The 16,613-nt window shown below is 71.3% G+C and carries 15 protein-coding genes, 1 pseudogene and 1 riboswitch; of the genes and pseudogenes, 5 read left to right on the forward strand and 11 right to left on the reverse strand.

Annotated features, from left to right (window positions below; translation table 11 throughout):
• The first annotated feature begins 89 nt into the window (after positions 1-89).
• The 4 genes and pseudogenes from DFR74_RS06500 to DFR74_RS06515 all read left to right on the forward strand — a co-directional run bounded on the left by DFR74_RS06500 (position 90) and on the right by DFR74_RS06515 (position 6,103).
• Positions 90-683, forward strand: coding sequence for a MerR family transcriptional regulator (locus DFR74_RS06500; protein ID WP_067502374.1), 594 nt, complete (start codon positions 90-92; stop codon positions 681-683).
• A gap of 90 nt (positions 684-773) precedes the next feature.
• A riboswitch (glycine riboswitch) is annotated at positions 774-871 on the forward strand.
• Between the two features lie 146 nt (positions 872-1,017).
• Positions 1,018-3,834, forward strand: a complete 2,817-nt coding sequence (gene gcvP, locus DFR74_RS06505) for an aminomethyl-transferring glycine dehydrogenase (protein ID WP_067502369.1) — start codon at positions 1,018-1,020, stop codon at positions 3,832-3,834.
• 39 nt (positions 3,835-3,873) lie between these two features.
• Positions 3,874-5,262: pseudogene (locus tag DFR74_RS38205) on the forward strand (ABC-F family ATP-binding cassette domain-containing protein); the annotation flags it as partial.
• On the forward strand, positions 5,255-6,103 hold the full coding sequence (locus tag DFR74_RS06515; protein ID WP_067502367.1) for a Vgb family protein: 849 nt from the start codon (positions 5,255-5,257) through the stop codon (positions 6,101-6,103). The pseudogene DFR74_RS38205 and the gene DFR74_RS06515, both read left to right, overlap by 8 nt.
• 60 nt (positions 6,104-6,163) lie before the next feature.
• On the opposite strand, the gene DFR74_RS06520 is transcribed toward DFR74_RS06515, so the two are convergent.
• The 5 genes from DFR74_RS06520 to DFR74_RS06540 form a co-directional block, all read right to left on the reverse strand.
• A complete protein-coding gene (locus tag DFR74_RS06520; protein WP_067502366.1) occupies positions 6,164-7,780 on the reverse strand; it encodes a VWA domain-containing protein in 1,617 nt (538 codons plus the stop codon).
• 156 nt (positions 7,781-7,936) lie between these two features.
• On the reverse strand, positions 7,937-8,209 hold the full coding sequence (locus DFR74_RS06525) for a WhiB family transcriptional regulator (protein WP_067502363.1): 273 nt from the start codon (positions 8,207-8,209) through the stop codon (positions 7,937-7,939).
• 21 nt (positions 8,210-8,230) lie between these two features.
• Positions 8,231-8,776: an HNH endonuclease gene (locus DFR74_RS06530; protein WP_067502360.1), complete on the reverse strand. Its 546-nt coding sequence runs from the start codon at positions 8,774-8,776 to the stop codon at positions 8,231-8,233.
• A 456-nt stretch (positions 8,777-9,232) separates the two neighbouring features.
• A complete protein-coding gene (locus DFR74_RS06535) occupies positions 9,233-9,760 on the reverse strand; it encodes a DM13 domain-containing protein (protein WP_067502357.1) in 528 nt (175 codons plus the stop codon).
• Positions 9,761-9,826: 66 nt separating this feature from the next.
• Positions 9,827-10,960 (reverse strand): acyl-CoA dehydrogenase family protein, encoded by a 1,134-nt coding sequence (locus DFR74_RS06540; RefSeq protein WP_067502354.1) that lies wholly within the window; start codon positions 10,958-10,960, stop codon positions 9,827-9,829.
• A 93-nt stretch (positions 10,961-11,053) separates the two neighbouring features.
• Here DFR74_RS06540 and DFR74_RS06545 point away from each other — a divergent pair, with 93 nt between their 5' ends.
• Entirely contained in the window at positions 11,054-11,734 is a 681-nt protein-coding gene (locus tag DFR74_RS06545) for a winged helix-turn-helix transcriptional regulator (RefSeq protein ID WP_067502351.1), read from the forward strand.
• A gap of 45 nt (positions 11,735-11,779) precedes the next feature.
• Here the strand turns inward: DFR74_RS06545 and DFR74_RS06550 are convergent, their stop codons facing one another.
• From DFR74_RS06550 to DFR74_RS06575, 6 genes are all read right to left on the reverse strand, one after another.
• A complete protein-coding gene (locus tag DFR74_RS06550) occupies positions 11,780-12,664 on the reverse strand; it encodes a hypothetical protein (RefSeq protein WP_113974990.1) in 885 nt (294 codons plus the stop codon).
• Positions 12,661-13,011 carry a hypothetical protein gene (locus DFR74_RS06555; RefSeq protein ID WP_113974991.1) on the reverse strand — a complete coding sequence of 117 codons (351 nt, stop codon included), beginning with the start codon at positions 13,009-13,011 and terminating at the stop codon, positions 12,661-12,663. The genes DFR74_RS06550 and DFR74_RS06555 overlap by 4 nt, the downstream gene beginning before the upstream one ends.
• Positions 13,012-13,311: 300 nt before the next feature.
• Positions 13,312-14,601, reverse strand: a complete 1,290-nt coding sequence (locus DFR74_RS06560; protein ID WP_067502315.1) for an acyl-CoA dehydrogenase family protein — start codon at positions 14,599-14,601, stop codon at positions 13,312-13,314.
• A gap of 2 nt (positions 14,602-14,603) precedes the next feature.
• Positions 14,604-15,242 (reverse strand): TetR/AcrR family transcriptional regulator, encoded by a 639-nt coding sequence (locus DFR74_RS06565; protein ID WP_067502311.1) that lies wholly within the window; start codon positions 15,240-15,242, stop codon positions 14,604-14,606.
• A gap of 166 nt (positions 15,243-15,408) precedes the next feature.
• Positions 15,409-15,744 (reverse strand): hypothetical protein, encoded by a 336-nt coding sequence (locus DFR74_RS06570; RefSeq protein WP_067502307.1) that lies wholly within the window; start codon positions 15,742-15,744, stop codon positions 15,409-15,411.
• 40 nt (positions 15,745-15,784) lie between these two features.
• Positions 15,785-16,540 carry an SDR family NAD(P)-dependent oxidoreductase gene (locus tag DFR74_RS06575; RefSeq protein ID WP_067502304.1) on the reverse strand — a complete coding sequence of 252 codons (756 nt, stop codon included), beginning with the start codon at positions 16,538-16,540 and terminating at the stop codon, positions 15,785-15,787.
• Between the last annotated feature and the right edge of the window lie 73 nt (positions 16,541-16,613).

A 16,613-nucleotide genomic window follows, 5' to 3' on the forward strand; every position in this document is an offset into this window, starting at 1 on the left:
TGGACCACGTCCGGAATGACGGGTTGTCGGTCATACACGGAGCCGGGTCATCGATGAGGCTAGGCGTCGGCGGAGCAAGGGAGCGGTCAGTGGCAGAGCAATCGCAGGATGTGCGGCGGCCGGGCGTGAGTCCGACCGGGGACTCCGAGGTGCAGCCAGGCCTCTTCCCGGACGATTCCGTCCCCGATGATCTGGTCGGCTACCGCGTCCCGAGCGCGTGCCAAGTAGCGGGCATCACTTATCGGCAACTGGACTACTGGGCCAGGACCGGTCTGGTCGTGCCGTCCATCCGGGGCGCGGCGGGGTCGGGCAGCCAGCGGCTGTACTCGTTCAAGGACATCCTGGTCCTCAAGATCGTGAAGCGGCTGCTGGACGCGGGCATCTCGCTGCAGAACATCCGCATCGCGGTCGACCATCTGCGCAGCCGCGGCGTGCAGGATCTGGCCGGCATCACGCTGTTCTCCGACGGCACGTCGGTGTACGAGTGCACCTCGCCCGAGGAAGTGGTGGATTTACTGCAGGGCGGCCAGGGCGTCTTCGGCATCGCGGTCAGCGGCGCGATGCGCGAGCTCACGGGTGTCATCGCCAACTTCCCGGCCGAGCGCGCCACCAGCGCCACCGAGCGCCCGGAGGACGAGCTGGCCTACCGCCGCAAGGCGCGGATGAACCGGGCCACCGGCTAGCGCGCACGACCGCGCCGGGGCGGAGTGACGAGCGCGACACTCCGCCCGAGACGGCGATCCGCGCGAGCGCGGCATAAACTGGCGGTGCGTCGCCGCCGTGCGGGAGAGTCCCGGGCACATCCGCCCGGGCGCCGAAGGAGCAGCACCTCCCCGTCAATCTCTCAGGCAACAGGGACCGTGCGGGCATCGACGCCTCTGGAAAGCGGTGGCTCCGAGCCGCCCGCCCATGGGGAAAGGGAGCCCGCCATCGCGGTCCCCGAATCTCTCAGGCACCACGACAGAGGGGGAGGGCCCGCCGTCGACTCCGGTCGACCCGCCCGACCTTGGAGTTGCCGTGACTCGATCCTTCGCCGACCGCCACATCGGACCCGACCGGAGCGAACTCGACCGCATGCTGGCCGTCGTGGGCGTCGGCTCGCTCGACGACCTGGCCACCGCGGCCCTGCCCGCGAGCATCCTCGACGACTCCGCCGAGGGCGCGCTCGCCGCCCTGCCGCCCGCCCTCTCCGAACACGAGGCGCTGACCGAGCTGGCCGCCCTCGCACACAGCAACACGGTCGCCACGTCCATGATCGGCCTCGGGTACTACGACACCCTCACCCCGCCGGTGCTGGTGCGCAACCTGCTCGAGAACCCCGCCTGGTACACCGCCTACACGCCCTACCAGCCCGAGATCAGCCAGGGCAGGCTCGAGGCGCTGCTCAACTTCCAGACCATGGTCTCCGACCTCACCGGCATGGACGTGGCGAACGCGTCCATGCTGGACGAGGCCACCGCCGCGGCCGAGGCGATGACGCTGCTGCGCCGCGCGGGCCGGTCCTCCTCGTCGCGCCTGCTGGTCGACGCCGATCTGTTCCCGCAGACCAGGACCGTCCTCGAGACCCGCGCCGAGCCGCTCGGCATCGAGATCGTCGAAGCGGACCTGTCCGGCGGTGAGCTGCCCGAGGGCGACTTCTTCGGCGTGCTGGTGCAGACGCCGGGCGCGTCGGGCCGGATCGTGGACTGGACCCCGGTGATCACCGCCGCGCACGAGCGCGGCGCGCTGGTGGCCGCGGGCGCGGATCTGCTCGCGCTCACGCTGGTGACGCCGCCCGGGGAGCAGGGCGCCGACGTGTGCTTCGGCACCACACAGCGTTTCGGGGTGCCGCTCGGGTTCGGCGGTCCGCACGCCGGCTACCTGGCGGTGCGCACCGCGCACGCGCGGCAGCTGCCGGGCCGGCTGGTGGGCGTCTCGGTCGACGCCGACGGCGACCGCGCCTACCGCCTGGCGTTGCAGACCCGCGAACAGCACATCCGCCGCGAGAAGGCCACCTCCAACATCTGTACCGCGCAGGTGCTGCTGGCGATCGTGGCCGCCATGTACGCGAGCTACCACGGCGCCGACGGCCTGCGCGCCATCGCGCGGCGCGTGCACGGGCACGCGGCGGCGCTCGCGGCGGGACTGGACGGCGCCGTCGTGCACGACACCTTCTTCGACACCGTGCTCGCGCACGTGCCGGGCGGCGCGGAAGCCGTTGTGGCCAAGGCGAAGTCGCGCGGCATCAACCTGCGGCCGGTGGACGCCGACCACGTGGCCATCGCCTGCGACGAGGCGACCACCGACGCGCACGTCGCGGCCGTGCTCGAATCCTTCGGCACCGCATTGTCTTCCGAGAACACGGCCACCGTGGCCGCGCCGATCGAGACCCGCACCTCGGCGTACCTGACGCATCCGGCGTTCACCAGCTACCACACCGAGACCGCCATGCTGCGCTACCTGCGCCGGCTGTCCGACAAGGACATCGCCTTGGACCGCAGCATGATTCCGCTCGGCTCCTGCACGATGAAGCTGAACGCGACCGCCGAGATGGAGCCGATCACCTGGCCCGGATTCGCCCGGGTGCACCCGTACGCGCCGGTGGAGGACGCGCCCGGACTGCTGCGGCTGATCGCCGACCTGGAGGGCTGGCTGTCGGAGATCACCGGGTACGACCGGGTGAGCCTGCAACCGAACGCGGGCAGCCAGGGCGAGTACGCCGGGCTACTGGCCATCCGCCGCTACCACCTGGACCGGGGCGACACGCACCGCGACACCTGCCTGATCCCGTCCAGCGCGCACGGCACCAACGCGGCGTCGGCGGCCATGGTGGGCTTGCGCGTCGAGGTGGTGAAGTGCCGCGAGAACGGCGACGTGGACCTGGACGATCTGCGCGCCAAGATCGCCGACCACGCCGACCGGCTGGCCTGCATCATGATCACCTACCCGTCCACGCACGGGGTGTACGAGCACGAGGTGGCCGAGCTGTGCGCGCTGGTGCACGACGCGGGCGGCCAGGTGTACGTGGACGGCGCGAATCTGAACGCGCTGGTCGGACTGGCGCGGCCGGGGCGGTTCGGCGGCGACGTGAGTCACCTGAACCTGCACAAGACGTTCTGCATCCCGCACGGCGGCGGCGGTCCCGGCGTGGGTCCGGTCGCGGTGCGCGAGCACCTGGCGAAGTACCTGCCCGGTGACCCGCTGGAGCGCGGGTCGCACGCGGTGTCGGCGGCGAAGTACGGTTCCGCGTCGATCCTGCCGATCACCTGGGCCTACATCCGGATGATGGGCGCCGCCGGGTTGCGCCGGGCGACGCTGTCGGCGATCGCGTCGGCCAACTACCTGGCGCGCCGCCTCGACGAGTACTTCCCGGTGCTCTACACCGGTGAGAACGGAATGGTCGCCCACGAGTGCATCCTCGATCTGCGCGAGATCACCAAGCGCACCGGCGTCACCGTGGACGATGTCGCGAAACGCCTGGCGGACTACGGTTTCCATGCGCCGACCATGAGTTTCCCGGTGGCGGGCACGCTGATGGTGGAGCCCACCGAGAGCGAGAACCTGGCCGAGCTGGACGATTTCGTGGAGGCCATGATCGCCATCCGCGCCGAGATCGACCGCGTCGGCGCGGGGGAGTGGCCGGTGGAGGACAACCCGCTGCGCGGCGCGCCCCACACCGCGGCCAGCCTGGTGGGCGACTGGAACCACCCGTACGGCCGCGAGATCGCGGTCTACCCAAGGGGTCTCGCGCACGCGCGGGCCAAGGTGTGGCCGCCGGTGCGGCGCATCGACGGCGCGTTCGGCGACCGGAACCTGGTGTGCTCCTGCCCGCCGCTGGAGGCGTACGCGGAATAGGGTTGCTGCCGGAGTTCAGAAGCCCGCGCGGGCCAGGGTGGCGGCCGCGTCGGCGGCGCGGGCGAGAACGGTTCGGGCAAATCGACGTTGCTGCGCGTGCTGGCCGGGCTCGAGCCCGTCGACGACGGCGCGGTCACCGTGACGGCGGCGGGCGGTGCCGGTCATCTCGCCCAGACCGTGGCGGGCGCGACCGTCGGGGAGGCGATCGATCTGGCCCTGGCCGAGCTGCGCGCACTCCGGGACGCCATGGAGCGCGCCGCCGAGGCGCAGGACATGGACGCTTACGGTGAACTGCTCACGGCCTTCGAGGCGCGCGACGGGTACGAAGCCGACAGCCGGGTCGACAAGGCGATGCACGGACTCGGTCTGGCGGGCGTCGGCCGGGAACGGCCGCTGCCGTCGCTGTCGGGTGGCGAACGGGCTCGGCTGGCGCTGGCCTGCCTGCTGGCCGCCTCACCGGAGATCCTACTGCTGGACGAGCCGACGAATCATCTGGACGAGGCGGCACTTTCGTGGCTGGAGGACCGGCTGCGGGCGCATCGCGGCACCGTCGTGGTGGTGTCGCACGACCGGGTGTTCCTGGACCGCGTCGCCACCGCGATCGTGGAGGTCGACCACGGCGGACTCACCCGGTTCGGTGGCGGCTACTCGGGTTTCCTCGCCGAGAAGGCCGCGGCGCGGCAGCGCTGGGAGCAGGCGTTCGCGGACTGGCGCGCCGAGATCCGCGAGCTGGAGCAGTTCGCGGCGAGCACCGCGCATAGCGTCGCGCCGGGCCGGGAACGCAAGGACAAGAACAAGATGGCCTACGACCGTAACGCGGGCCGCGTGCAGAGTTCGGTGTCGTCGCGGGTGCGGCGGACGGCCGAACGGATCCGCCGGCTCACCGACGACCCGGTGCCGGAGCCGCCGAAGCCGCTGCGGTTCCGCGGGGGATTCACTGCGGCGGACGAAAAGTCGTTCCGCCTCGGCTCGGTGACCTTGGGCCCGCAGGACCGGCTGCTCATCCACGGGCCGAACGGCTCAGGGAAAACGACACTGCTGGAACGGATCTACGCCGAGTCGTCCGGGCGGATCGGCTATCTGCGACAGGAGGTGGCGTTCGATCCGGAGCCGACCGTCGTGCAGACCTATGGTTTCGGGCGCGACCGGCTCATGGGGACCGGGTTGTTCAAGCGCTCGGCGTTGGACCTGCCCGTGGGCGCGCTGTCGGAAGGGCAGCGGCGGCGGCTGGCGCTGGCGCGGTTGCTGAGCGAGCCGCACGACCTGCTGCTGCTGGACGAGCCGACCAACCACCTGTCGCTGACGCTGGTGGAGGAGCTGGAGGAAGCGCTCACCGAGTACCCGGGCGCGGTCGTCGTCGTATCCCACGACCGCGCGCTGCGTCGGCGGTTCGCGGGTGAACACTTGGAGGTGAACGAGATTGGCTGATATTCGTACGGTCGAGACGCCCGGCTCGCCCTACGGGGTAACCGTGGACGCGCACGGCGGCGTGTGGTTCACCATGGTGGACAAGGGGGCGATCGGGCGGCTGACGGGTGATCAGGTGGAGGTCTTTCCGCTCGATCCGGCGGACGGGCAGCCCACGGTGATCGTCGCGGGGCCGGGGGATGCATTGTGGTTCACCGAGTTTCGCGGGAACCGCCTCGGTCGTATCGACCACGACGGGGAGCTGTCGTTCGTGAAGGCCGACGGTCCGTACGGGCTGTGCGTCGGACCCGACGGGGCGCTGTGGTTCACGGAGCCGGGGACCGGTCACATCGGTCGGCTCGACGCGGACGGTGCCCTCACGCGGTTCGCCGCGCCGGGAATGCCGTCGATGATCGTCCCGGGATCCGATGGGGCGCTGTGGTGCACGCTCAACCAGGGCAACGCGATCGGCAGGCTCACCGTGGACGGGGCGCTCACCACCTTCGCCTTGCCCACCGAGCAGGCGGGGCCGATCGGCATCACGGCGGGACCCGACGGTGCGCTGTGGTTCGTGGAGATCGGGGCGGGGCAGCTCGGCCGGATCACGACGGACGGCGCGATCATCGAATTCCCGCTACCGGACCGCGCGGCGCGTCCGCACGCGATCGTCACGGGAAGTCATGGGGCGCTGTGGTTCACGGAGTGGGGAACATCGCGTCTGGGTCGCTGCACGGTGGAGGGCGACATCACGGTGACCGACCTGCCCGGTGCGGAACCGCACGGAATCGCCGCCGCGCCGGATGGAACACTCTGGGTGGCAATGGAATCCGGCGCGCTGGTGAACGTCGCTCCGGCCCACTGAGTTGCCCGAGTGTGGACCTCCCGAGGTCGGTTGCGGGCGAGCGTATCTCCCCGCGACCGGTCAGGTGGTGGTCAGCGCCTCCACCACGGCGGTGCCGAAGCTGATGTCGTTGGTGGTCGGCAATCGGGTGTAGGTGCCGCCGGTGTTCTCGGCGGCGGCCTGGAGGGTTTCGGTGCCCGTGCCGCCGATGACGATGACGTCGATGCGCACCGGGCGGTCGGGGTCGGCGGCCGCGGCGAGGTCGGCCAGCAGTTGCGCGCCGGTCACCGAGGAGTCGTCGTCGGGGCCGTCGGTGATGAGCAGGACCGAGTTGGTGCGGCCCGGCGTGTAGTCCTCGATCGCGGCCGCGTAGGCGGCGATCAGCGAGGGGTAGGCCTGGTCGGCGCGAATATCGGTGGCGCGCAAGCTGTTCAGGGTGCTGGTGAGCGTCGAGCGCTGGCTGTCGGTGAGCGGACCGGTCGGCGTCTCGACCCGGTAGGGCGTGGTGCCCTCGAGGTTCTTGCCGAATGCCCAGATGCCGAGCGCGTAATCGGGCGGCATCACGTTCATGGTCGACAGCAGCGCGCCGGTGACGGTGCCGAGGCGGGTGCTCACGCCCTCCGGAGTCGACATGGACGCCGACACGTCCACCAGCGCCGTGGCCCGCACGCCCAGCACCGGGTCGGCGAGGGTGGCCGAAACCTTCTCCAGCGCGGCGCGTGTCGCGCCGGGACCGGTCGGCGGCGGCACGGCGGTGAAGCCTTCGGCGGTGAAGAAGCCGGCGTTGGCGCTGTCTCGCAGGTAGTCGGCGAAGATCCCCGCGACCAGGTTCTGCGTCTGATCGACCCACGGTCCCGACATGATCGCGACGGGATGGTCCGAGGTCGGCGCCGTGCCCACCGGGCGATACACCGCCACACCCGGCTGCCGCGCGATTTGCTGTTCGGTTGCGGCAACGGCGTGAATGGTCGAGTCCGGTCCGTGTGCCGCGTCGGCGATCGCGGCCAGCGCGGCGGCGGTGTCGGCGGCCTCGGGCGCGCCCGCCGCGAGCCCGGACACGGCGGTCACCACCTGGCCCGTCGCGGCGCCCGCCTCGGAGAGCGGTTCCTCACCCGCGATCGCCGCACCGGTCGCGACGGCCACGCCCAGCGTCGCGTCGCCCGGCGGCAGCGCGAGCCGCAGCCCACCCCACCCCGGCAGGCCGATCTCGGCGAGCGAACCCTGTTGCAGGCGCGGCAGATCGCCCCACGCGACCTGGGCCTCGGTGAGCGCGGCGCGGAGCGCCTCCGGCACGCCGAGCGCGATCGGCGTGCCCGCCAACGGAAGTGGGTCGCCGGCGATGAGTCCGGGCACCCGCATCGACTCGACGGCGCGCGAGGAATCGGGAATCCACAGCGCGGGCTGCGGGCCGAGGGTGCCGTTCCACACACCGCTGTCCCGGAACCCCGCGGCGATATCGGCCGAGGGACGGCCGGTGACGGTCACCTGCGCGCAGTGGTCGCGCACCACCGGCGCGGTGGCGTTGTACTTGTCGGCGATCGCGCGGACCGGGCCCTCCAGTCCGGGGTCGACGGTGACGAAGAGCGTGACCTCGCCCTCCACGCAGTCGGCGGCCGCGGCGCTGTCGCGGTCGGCGGCCCGGTCGCGCAACTGGAACCAGCCGAAGATCGCGGCTCCCAGCAGCAGGATCGCGACCACTGCGATAACCGGACCTTTGCTGATGCCCCGGGACCGGGTTCCGCTGCGATGAGTGCCCACGGCGATCAGTGTATGGTCCCGCCGCCGGGGCACGCCGGGCGCGTCCACTTGCGCCGAACGGCGCGGACCGCCGTGTCCGGCGGTCCGCGCCCGGTCCTACTCGCGGATCACGCGTCCCCGATCGAACTCGTGCCCGCCCCACACCCCGGACTGTCCGGTGGCGGCGGCGAAGTCGGCGCACTCCGCCCGGATGGGGCAGCCACCGCACACGGTGCGGGCGTACGCGAAGTCCTGCGACGGGTACGGGAACCACGCCTCGTGGTTCGGGTCGCCCCGGCACGCGGCGCGGTGCCAGCCGCGCGCGTCCGAGAGCGGCAGCAGATCGGTCAGCAGCGGCTCGACGGCTGTCGAGGTGGTACGGGCGGTCATGATTCACTCCTCTCCCGGTGTTCAGGTGGTGGCCAGGTGCTTCCAGATCCGGCGTTGCCGCTTGGCCAGGTGGTTGGGCGCCTTCGGCTCCCACAGCAACCGCATCCCGGCCTCCTCCGGGGTGCGGTCGGCCTTGCGCGTGTTGCACGGTGCGCAGGCCGCGACGAGGTTGCTCCAGGTGTTCGGCCCGCCCCGGCTGCGGGGGCGGATGTGGTCGACGGTGCGCGCCCACCCGGCGCAGTAGCCGCAGCGGTGCGCGTCGCGCCGCAGCACGCCCGCGAGCGTGGCGCGGCTCTCGTCGTGCACCAGCGCGGTGTGCTCGATGTAGACGTAGCGCAGCAGGCGGATGGTCTCGGGCAGCGCTATCTCGACGTGCCGGGAACGGATGGGGAAGTACGGCTCCCGATCCGCGACCGACTCGGCGGCCCCGCTGAGCACCAGCACGACGGCGCGGTCGGCGGCGATCTCGTCCAGTGCCTCGTAGGAGGCGTTGAGCACGAGAACGCCGCTGTGTATCCAGTTGTCGACGGTCAACGCCGCGGAGTTCGCGGCACGGCGGAATATCATGGGGCTCACCATGTTCGAGACGACGCGGAAAGGGATGCGAGGGATGCGGCGGGCGCCGGATCAGCGATCGGCGGGGAAGTGGCCGATCGCGGTGACGTCGCCGAGCGACTGTCGACCGGGCGCGCTCGGGTTCGGCTGTCGCCGCCCGGCTTCGTGAGGCTTGGAGTCCAGATACGGATCGCGCACGGGCCACTTCCTCCTTCCTGGATGTCGGCGGACCGCACCGCCGGTCGGCGCGGTCCTCGTGGAAACACATGGTGGCACACCGAACCCGGCGTTGTCGGCCCATTTTCGCGGGTGTGCGCCGATCGCCGCCCCGAGGGGCACATCGTGCCCGCTACGGCGGGGGATTGCCGCACGATGCGTTGTCCGGCAAGGTATTTCGCCCGGCTGGCGTCGGCGTTCATCCCGGGCATGCCGTTGGACCGCGCTCGGGTCTACCGGACCTCGGGCCGATCAGACGGGGTGCAGTTCGGCGGCTCCGAACGAAACATTGAACCGGTCGCACCAGATCGAGACGCTGGTGAGGACCGACAGATCCACGGTGGCGGGTACCGGGTAGTTCTGGTCGCCCTTGTTGCCCTTCAATCCGCCGAGATCGGCGTAGCGCCCGTCATCGAAAACGCCCCAGCCGGACACCCCGTCGATGACCGGCGCATCGCTGAGCCACACGTGCAGATCGGGGCCGTCGGACGTGTCCAGATCCTCGATCCGGAGCACGCGGCTCCCGTCCGGGAGCGCCAGCACGGCCACGGTGCCCGACGTGGCGTGCTCGTGGGAGAGGAACGTCCCGCGCGCGAGCACCCGGGGCGCGGCGGGCTCGGGAGCGGCCGGATCGGCGGCCGCGGTGGGCGGCGCCTCGGACACCGTGACATCGGTGAACAGCCGCCACGGCTGGAACCACACCGCCCCGATCGCCGTCGCGGCGACGAGAACCGCGACGGCGAGCCAGGTGATCGGGGAACGGGCGAGGCGCGCGATCATCGGGTGCGGTCCTTTCGGCACGGGGGCATGCGTTCCCATATAACACGACCCGCGAGGCCCCAGGGTTCAGCCGAGCGGGCCGTGGCCGAGCAGGACGTGGCCGGTGAACGCGGTCTGCTTGGCGCGCGGGAGCGGGTGGTAGACGCAGCCGTGGATGTCGCGCAGGCGCATTTCGAGGTCGTGCGTGCGGGAGTAGCCCGCTCCGCCGGCGAGTTCGGCCGCGCGGCGGACGGTGCCGATGAGGGCTTCGGCGGCGACCGTCTTGCGGCTCAGGATGCGGGCGGCGTGGGCGTCGGTGGCGTCGAAACCGAGGTCGTCGGAGGCGGCGAACATGGCCTCGATCAGGTCGTCGGCGGTGGTGTGCGCGTTGGCGAGTTCGCCCACCTGCCCCGGGAGGTGCGGATCGGGACGGCCGGCGACCAGCGCGAGCGCCGCGTCGACCGCGCCGTCGGCGATGCCGAGGTAGGCCGAGAGGATCAGGGGGATGGCGGCGCCGATCACCGCGTTCAGCAGCGGCGGCCACCGGTCGGCGGGGCGCACGAGCGACACCGCGGCGTCGGGGACGAACACGTCCTCGAGTAGCACGGTGTGTGAGCCGGTGGCGCGCAAACCCATGGTGTCCCAGGTCTTTTCGATCCGCACCCCGGGCGCGGAGAGCGGGATCGCGCAGTGCAGCACCTGGGGGCCGGCGGGGTCGCCGTCGTGGCGGACGCTGGTGACCAGGACGGTGCCGGCTTCGCAGCCGCTGGCGGGCGCTTTGCGGGCGTGCACCCGGTAGCCGCCGTCGACGCGTTCGGCGCGGCCCGAGGAGGCCACCCAGTCGGCGGCGCCGGTGCTGACGAGCAGCGCGCCGCCCACCACCTTGCCGAAGACGGCGCTCGCGTCCGCGCCGTGGCGGTGCCGCCACACCTGGGTGGCGACCAGGTGCGTGTGCATGGCGAAGGTGACGGCGGTTGACGGGTCGTGCCTGCCGAGTGCGCGCAGCACCGCACCCAGCTCGCGGTGGGTCGCCCCGCCGCCGCCGAACTCGGCGGGCACCAGGGCGGCGGCGAGACCCGCCTCGCGCAACCGGTCGAAGGCGGCGAGGGAGATCTCGCCGGTGCGGTCGCGCTCGGCGACTCCGTCGCGCAGGGATTCGCCGATCTCACGGGCTGTGGCGGCCAGGTCGGCGGTGCCGGGGAGGGTTGCTGTGGTGTTCATGTTTCGAAGCTACGAACGGCCGCGATAACCGAATAGTCCAGAAAGTGAACCCTCCCGGTCCTGGATGTGGACCGGCGATCCGCGAGGTGTGGCGTGACGACAGACACGGTGAGCTACGGCCAGTACTGCCCGATCTCGCGGGCGCTCGACGTGCTCGGCGACCGGTGGTCGCTGCTGATCCTGCGCGATCTGCTGGTCGGGAGCACCCGGTTCAACGACCTGGCGCGCGGGCTGCCGGGGCTGTCGCGCAGTCTGCTCACGAAGCGGCTGCGCCAGTTCGAACGGGCCGGGCTGGTGCACAGGACCGGCGGTCGCTACCTGCTCACCGATTCGGGACGCGAGCTCGAGCCGATCCTGTTCGGCCTGGGGGAATGGGGTGCGCGGTGGACGTTCGGCGAGCCCGATCCGCACGAACTGGACGCCGATCTGCTGGTGTGGTGGATGCACACCCGCCTGGACACCTCGTCGTTCCCCGGCGCCCGGCACGTGCTGAACCTGCTGTTCCACGACGATCCGCGCCGGTATTGGATCGTGGTGGAACACGGGACGCCGTCGGTGTGCTCGGCCGATCCGGGCTTCCCGGTCGACGTGACCATCCGCGCCGAGGTCGCCGCCCTCTACCAGGTCTGGCTCGGCCGCATCACCCTCGCCCACGCCCAGCGCACCGGGCGCGTCGAGTTCGCGGGCCCGCCCGCGCTCACCCGACGGATGAGCGAGGTCCTGCGCCTCAGCCCCGTCGCCTCCATGGCGGGACCGACCGTGCGCTCGGCGTAGCGGGCGCGGCGCCACGCACCGAGAGCGATTGCGCGCGAGCCTCTTTCACGGATTCCGGCCGAGGTCGACGCGCACGGATTCGTCGTCGTCGAGCAGGAAGACGCGGTCGCGGCCGCGCTGCCACTGTTGCGGCAGCAGATACCAGCGGTCGTCCGCGCGGGCCAGCAGCCACAGGCCGCTGTAGACGTAGCGGTACTTCTCGCCGGGCGCGGTGATCTCACCGACCTGCGTGCCCGCTCCTTCGAGGGCCAGGCGCTCGGTGCTGAACACCAGTACGGTCGGGCGGTCGATGAAGTGCGCGGCCTCGGCGTGCGCGGCTTCGCGGGCGCCCTTGCGTTCGCCGTAGGCGGCGACAGCCCAGATGTAGCCGATCACGGCGACCGACACCAGCGCGAGGACGCCCGCCCGCGTCGCCACCCGGCTCGCGTGGGCGCTGCCGATCAGGAACCGGTGGCGCCAGCGCAATCCGAGCGCGCAGGCCGAAAGCGCCGCGCCCGCCACCAGCAGCACCGGGCCCGGCGTAGCGAGCGGCGCGGCCAGCGGGGTGGGCACCAAGGCGGCGACGGCGACGAGCATCGTGAGGCTCCCGCCCATCACCGCGAGCCCGAGAATCCAGCCGCGCAGCGTGCGGCGCGGCCGCGCGGTCCGGCGCGCGTGCGCGGCGGGCGCGCGGTGCAGGGGCAGCAGCGCCAGCGCGGTCAGCAGCGTGACCAGGACCGGGACGAACATCGACGAGAGGCTGGCGAGCACGTAGTCCTGGGTGGTGAAACCGAGCATCGCGGCGGGCACGCCGAAGTGGCCGTAGAAGGCGCGGTGGTGGGCCCAGCCGAAGTAGTAGAGCACGGCCGTCACGAACGCGACCTGTGAGGCGAGGGCGCCGAGCAGCCCGAGCACGGCGGCGGGCGTGCCGTGCTCGGCGGAACCGGTCACGGCGTCGGTGTGGTGTCCGGCGGCGGGATCACCGCGGTGGTGGTCGGGTCGATGGTGGTCGGATCGGTGTCGGTCGTCGTCGGGAAGACCGGCGTGCCGTTGGCCGTGGGCGTCGTGGAGGGTGGGCCGATGGTGCTGACACCGGTCGTGGTGCGCCGCAACGTGGGCGCCGTGCTCGGCAGAATTCCCGTATAGGGAACCGCCGTCGGCGCGGTGGTCGCCAAGGTTGCGGTGGTGCTCGCGACAGTGGTCGGTGTGGCGGGCGGGTCGGCGTCTCCGGTGCACCCGGCCGCGACGAGCGCGCCCGCGACGGCAGCACCCGCGAGAGACAGCGTGCCACGCCTCACGAGCGTTCCCCTCGTCCGGATCGATCTGTGCGAGAAGAGAATTGTGGCACGCGAACGAGGCCGCGGGCGGCGTTGTCGAGGGCCACTGACAAACTCGTGGCCGACCGGATGCTCGGGCCGGAGTCGCGGAAAGGCCGCTGCCAGTGGGGATTTCCCTGCGACACCGCCCCGGCGCGACACCCGACCCGCGTTCGAACGCCCACTCATCCGCCCCGGGTGACGGTCACGGGTTGCCGACGACGTGCTCGAGCCCGCCGCGACCCCGACTCACGTTCGAATGCTCAACCGCCCGCGTGACGGTCAGAGGTTGCCGACGATGTGTTCCAGGCGTTCGGCGACCAGGGCCCGGGCCTGCTCGCGCAGGGCGGGGCGATATCCGCTGGGATACACGGGATCTGCGGGGGCGTAGGTCTTCAGCACCTCCTTGGCGAGGGTGATCTTGTGGACCTCGGTGGGCCCGTCGGCCAGGCCCATCACCTCGGCGTAGTTCATCATGTCGACGAACGGCAGGTCGTCGCTGACGCCGATCGCGCCGTGCAGGTGCAGGGCGCGCTGGGCGATGTCGTGCATGACCTTGGGCATGGCCACCTTGATGGCGGCGATGTCCTTGCGCACCTTCAGGTAGTCCTGTTCCTTGTCGATGCGCCAGGCGGTGCGCAGGACCAGCAGCCGGAACTGCTCCATCTCGATCCAGCTGTCGGCGATGCGCTCCTGGGTCATCTGGAGCCCGCCCAGCGGGCCTTTGCGCATCTGACGCGACACCGCGCGCTCGCACATCATGTCGAATGCCTTGCGCACCAACGCGACCGTGCGCATGGCGTGGTGCACGCGCCCGCCGCCGAGGCGGGTCTGCGCGACGAGGAAGCCCTGCCCCTCCTCGCCCAGCAGGTGGTCGGCGGGCACCCGGACGTCGGTGAATCGCAGGTGGCCCTCGTGTTCGCTGAACCCGCGCACGTGGAAGTTCTTCACGATCTCGAGGCCGGGGGTGCCGGCGGGCACGATGAACATCGACATGCCCTGGTACGGGCTCACTTCGGGGTTCGTCACCACCATGACGATGTGGAAGGCGGCGAACTGCGCGTTGGAGTTGAACCACTTCTCGCCGTTGATCACCCAGTGGTCGCCGTCGCGGACCGCACGGGTGCGGAACAAGGTGGGATCGGAGCCGCCCGTGGGTTCGGTCATCACGTAACAGGAGCCGATCTCCCCGGCCAGCAGCGGCGCCAGATACTCGTCCTTCTGTGCCTGCGTGCCGTAATGGGCGAGGATCTCGGCGTTACCGGAATCCGGTGCCTGGCAACCGAAGACGGACGGCGCCCAGATCGACGTGCCGAGCACCTCGTTGAGCAGCGCCAGCTTCATCTGCCCGTAGCCGGGGCCGCCGAGTTCGGGGCCCAGATGGCAGGCCCACAGCCCCTGCTCCTTCACCTTCTCCTTGAGCGGGCGCATCAGCGCCATGGCCTCGGAGTCGGTGCGGTCGTAGGGATTCGGGTAGAGCAGGTCGAGGGGTTCGACCTCGGTGCGGACGAACTCCGCGGCCCAGTCCAGCTTGGACTGGAACTCCGGGTCGGTCTCGAAATCCCAAGCCATGGTCAGCCTTTCGTCGTGCGGTCGGTCGCGACACCGTCGAGGACGGTGGCGAGGAGGATGTCGGCGATCTCGTCGGGGGTGCGGCCCCCGTGCGGCCGATACCAGAGGGTCACCGAATTCAGCATGCCGAGCAGGCTGTTGGTGACGACGTGGTCGGCGGTGCGCAGCACGCCCGCCGCGTGGCCCGCGTCGAGGACGCGCTGCCAGGCGCGCTGCACCCGGTCGCGCAGGTCCTGGAGTTCGGCGGCGCGTTCCCCGGTGAGCGCGCCCACATCGCGCAGTTGGACAGCCACTTCGCGCCGGTGCCTGATGATGAGGCGCACGTGGCTGCGGATCAGCGCACGCAGCTTGTCGACCGGGTCGCCGGGGCCGTCCGCGATGCGCTCGGCGTCATCGAGCACCAGGACCGTGTAGTCGCGCAGGATCTGCCAGAGCAGTTCCTCTTTGGAGCCGATGTGGTAGTAGAGCGCGCCGCGCTGGACGTCGGCGCGGTCGCCGATCTCGGCGACGCCGGTGCCGTGGAAACCCCGCTCCGCGAACAGTTCCAGGGCCGCGTCGAGGATGCGCGCCCTGGTGTCGCCCGCACCGGCCGCCGAGCCGGGTGGCCGTCCCCGGCGCCGGACGGGCGCGGGGCCGCTCACCGCCGCGCTCCGCTCGGAACGTGCCAGTGTCCAGCGGCAACGGCTTCTCGGTGATCGCGAACGCGACAGGTGCCGAGAACGCGGGTAGCGCTCGCGGCCCGAGTACGACGAAGTCTGCTTGCCCGGCAACGATGTTCGAGCGAGCTCGCCGTGTCGTCGAGCGTTCTCATCGCGACGCGTCCAGCACGGTCTTGCATACGTTGTCCGCGCGGTCGGCGAACATGCGGTAAGATCGCGCACGGTCGGACAGCGGAAGCGTATGGGAGACAACCGCTTCGGGGCGCAGACGGTTCGCCGCGGTGAGGCGCAGCAGGGCGGGCAGCTCGCACTGGATCGAGCACAGGCCGATGTGGAACTCCAACTCGTTTACCTGCGCCAGGGGCAGATCGCTGCCGCAGACGCCCGCCGCCGTGACGCGCACGATCGCGCCGTCGGGGCCGGGCAGTGCCGTGCACTCGGCGAACTCGATCTGCCCCGGGCCCGCGTACACCAGCGCTTTCATCGCCGTCCTTCGCTCGTCGTGTCGTGGCCGCCGGAGGTGTTCACTTCCAGCCGCCGTCCAGCGCCAGTGTCGCACCGGTGCAGAATGCCGACGCGTCGGTGGCGAAATACAGTGCCGCGCCGACGATCTCGTCGGGCTCGCCGACACGGCCGAGGGCGTTGGCGGAGGTGAGGTGGCTGCACAGCTCCTCGGGCCAGGCCTTGGAGATGTCGGTGGCGAACGCGCCGCACTGGATGGCGTTGACGCGCACCGACGGCCCGTAGGCCTGCGCCATGCCCGCGGTGAGGGCGTTGAGCCCGGCCTTCGCGGCGGCGTAGGGAATGGCCATCGGCTCGGGCCGGGCGGCCTCGATGGAGGAGATGTTGAGGATGCTGCCGCCCCCGGCCGCCGCCATCCGGGGCGCGACGAGAGCCGACAGCCGGAACGGCCCCTTGAGGTTGACGGCGATCACCTTGTCGAACATCGCCTCGCCGACCAGATCCAGGCTCGGGTACAGCAGCGACATTCCCGCGTTGTTGACCAGCACGTCGACCCGCCCGAATTCGGCGTAGGCCGTCGCCACCAGCTCGTCGCAGCGATCCCAGTCGCTCACATTGCAGGAGACCGGCAGGGCGCGCCTGCCGTAGGTCTCGCGCACCTCGCGCGCCAGGGCGGCGCACCCGTCGAACTGCCTGCTCGCGATCACGACGTCGGCGCCCGCCTCCGCGAACGCCAGCACCATCCGCCTGCCGAGGCCGCGGCTACCGCCTGTGACCAGCGCCACCTTGCCGTCGAGCGTCACCGGGGCTCCCTCCATAGGGAAATGTTCCGGTCAGTACATTAATTGCGCGGGCGGTTACGATCAAGGGGTTGTCCGGCCGACCGCCGGC

It is taken from the genome of Nocardia puris (assembly GCF_003315035.1).
GTDB lineage: Bacteria > Actinomycetota > Actinomycetes > Mycobacteriales > Mycobacteriaceae > Nocardia > Nocardia puris.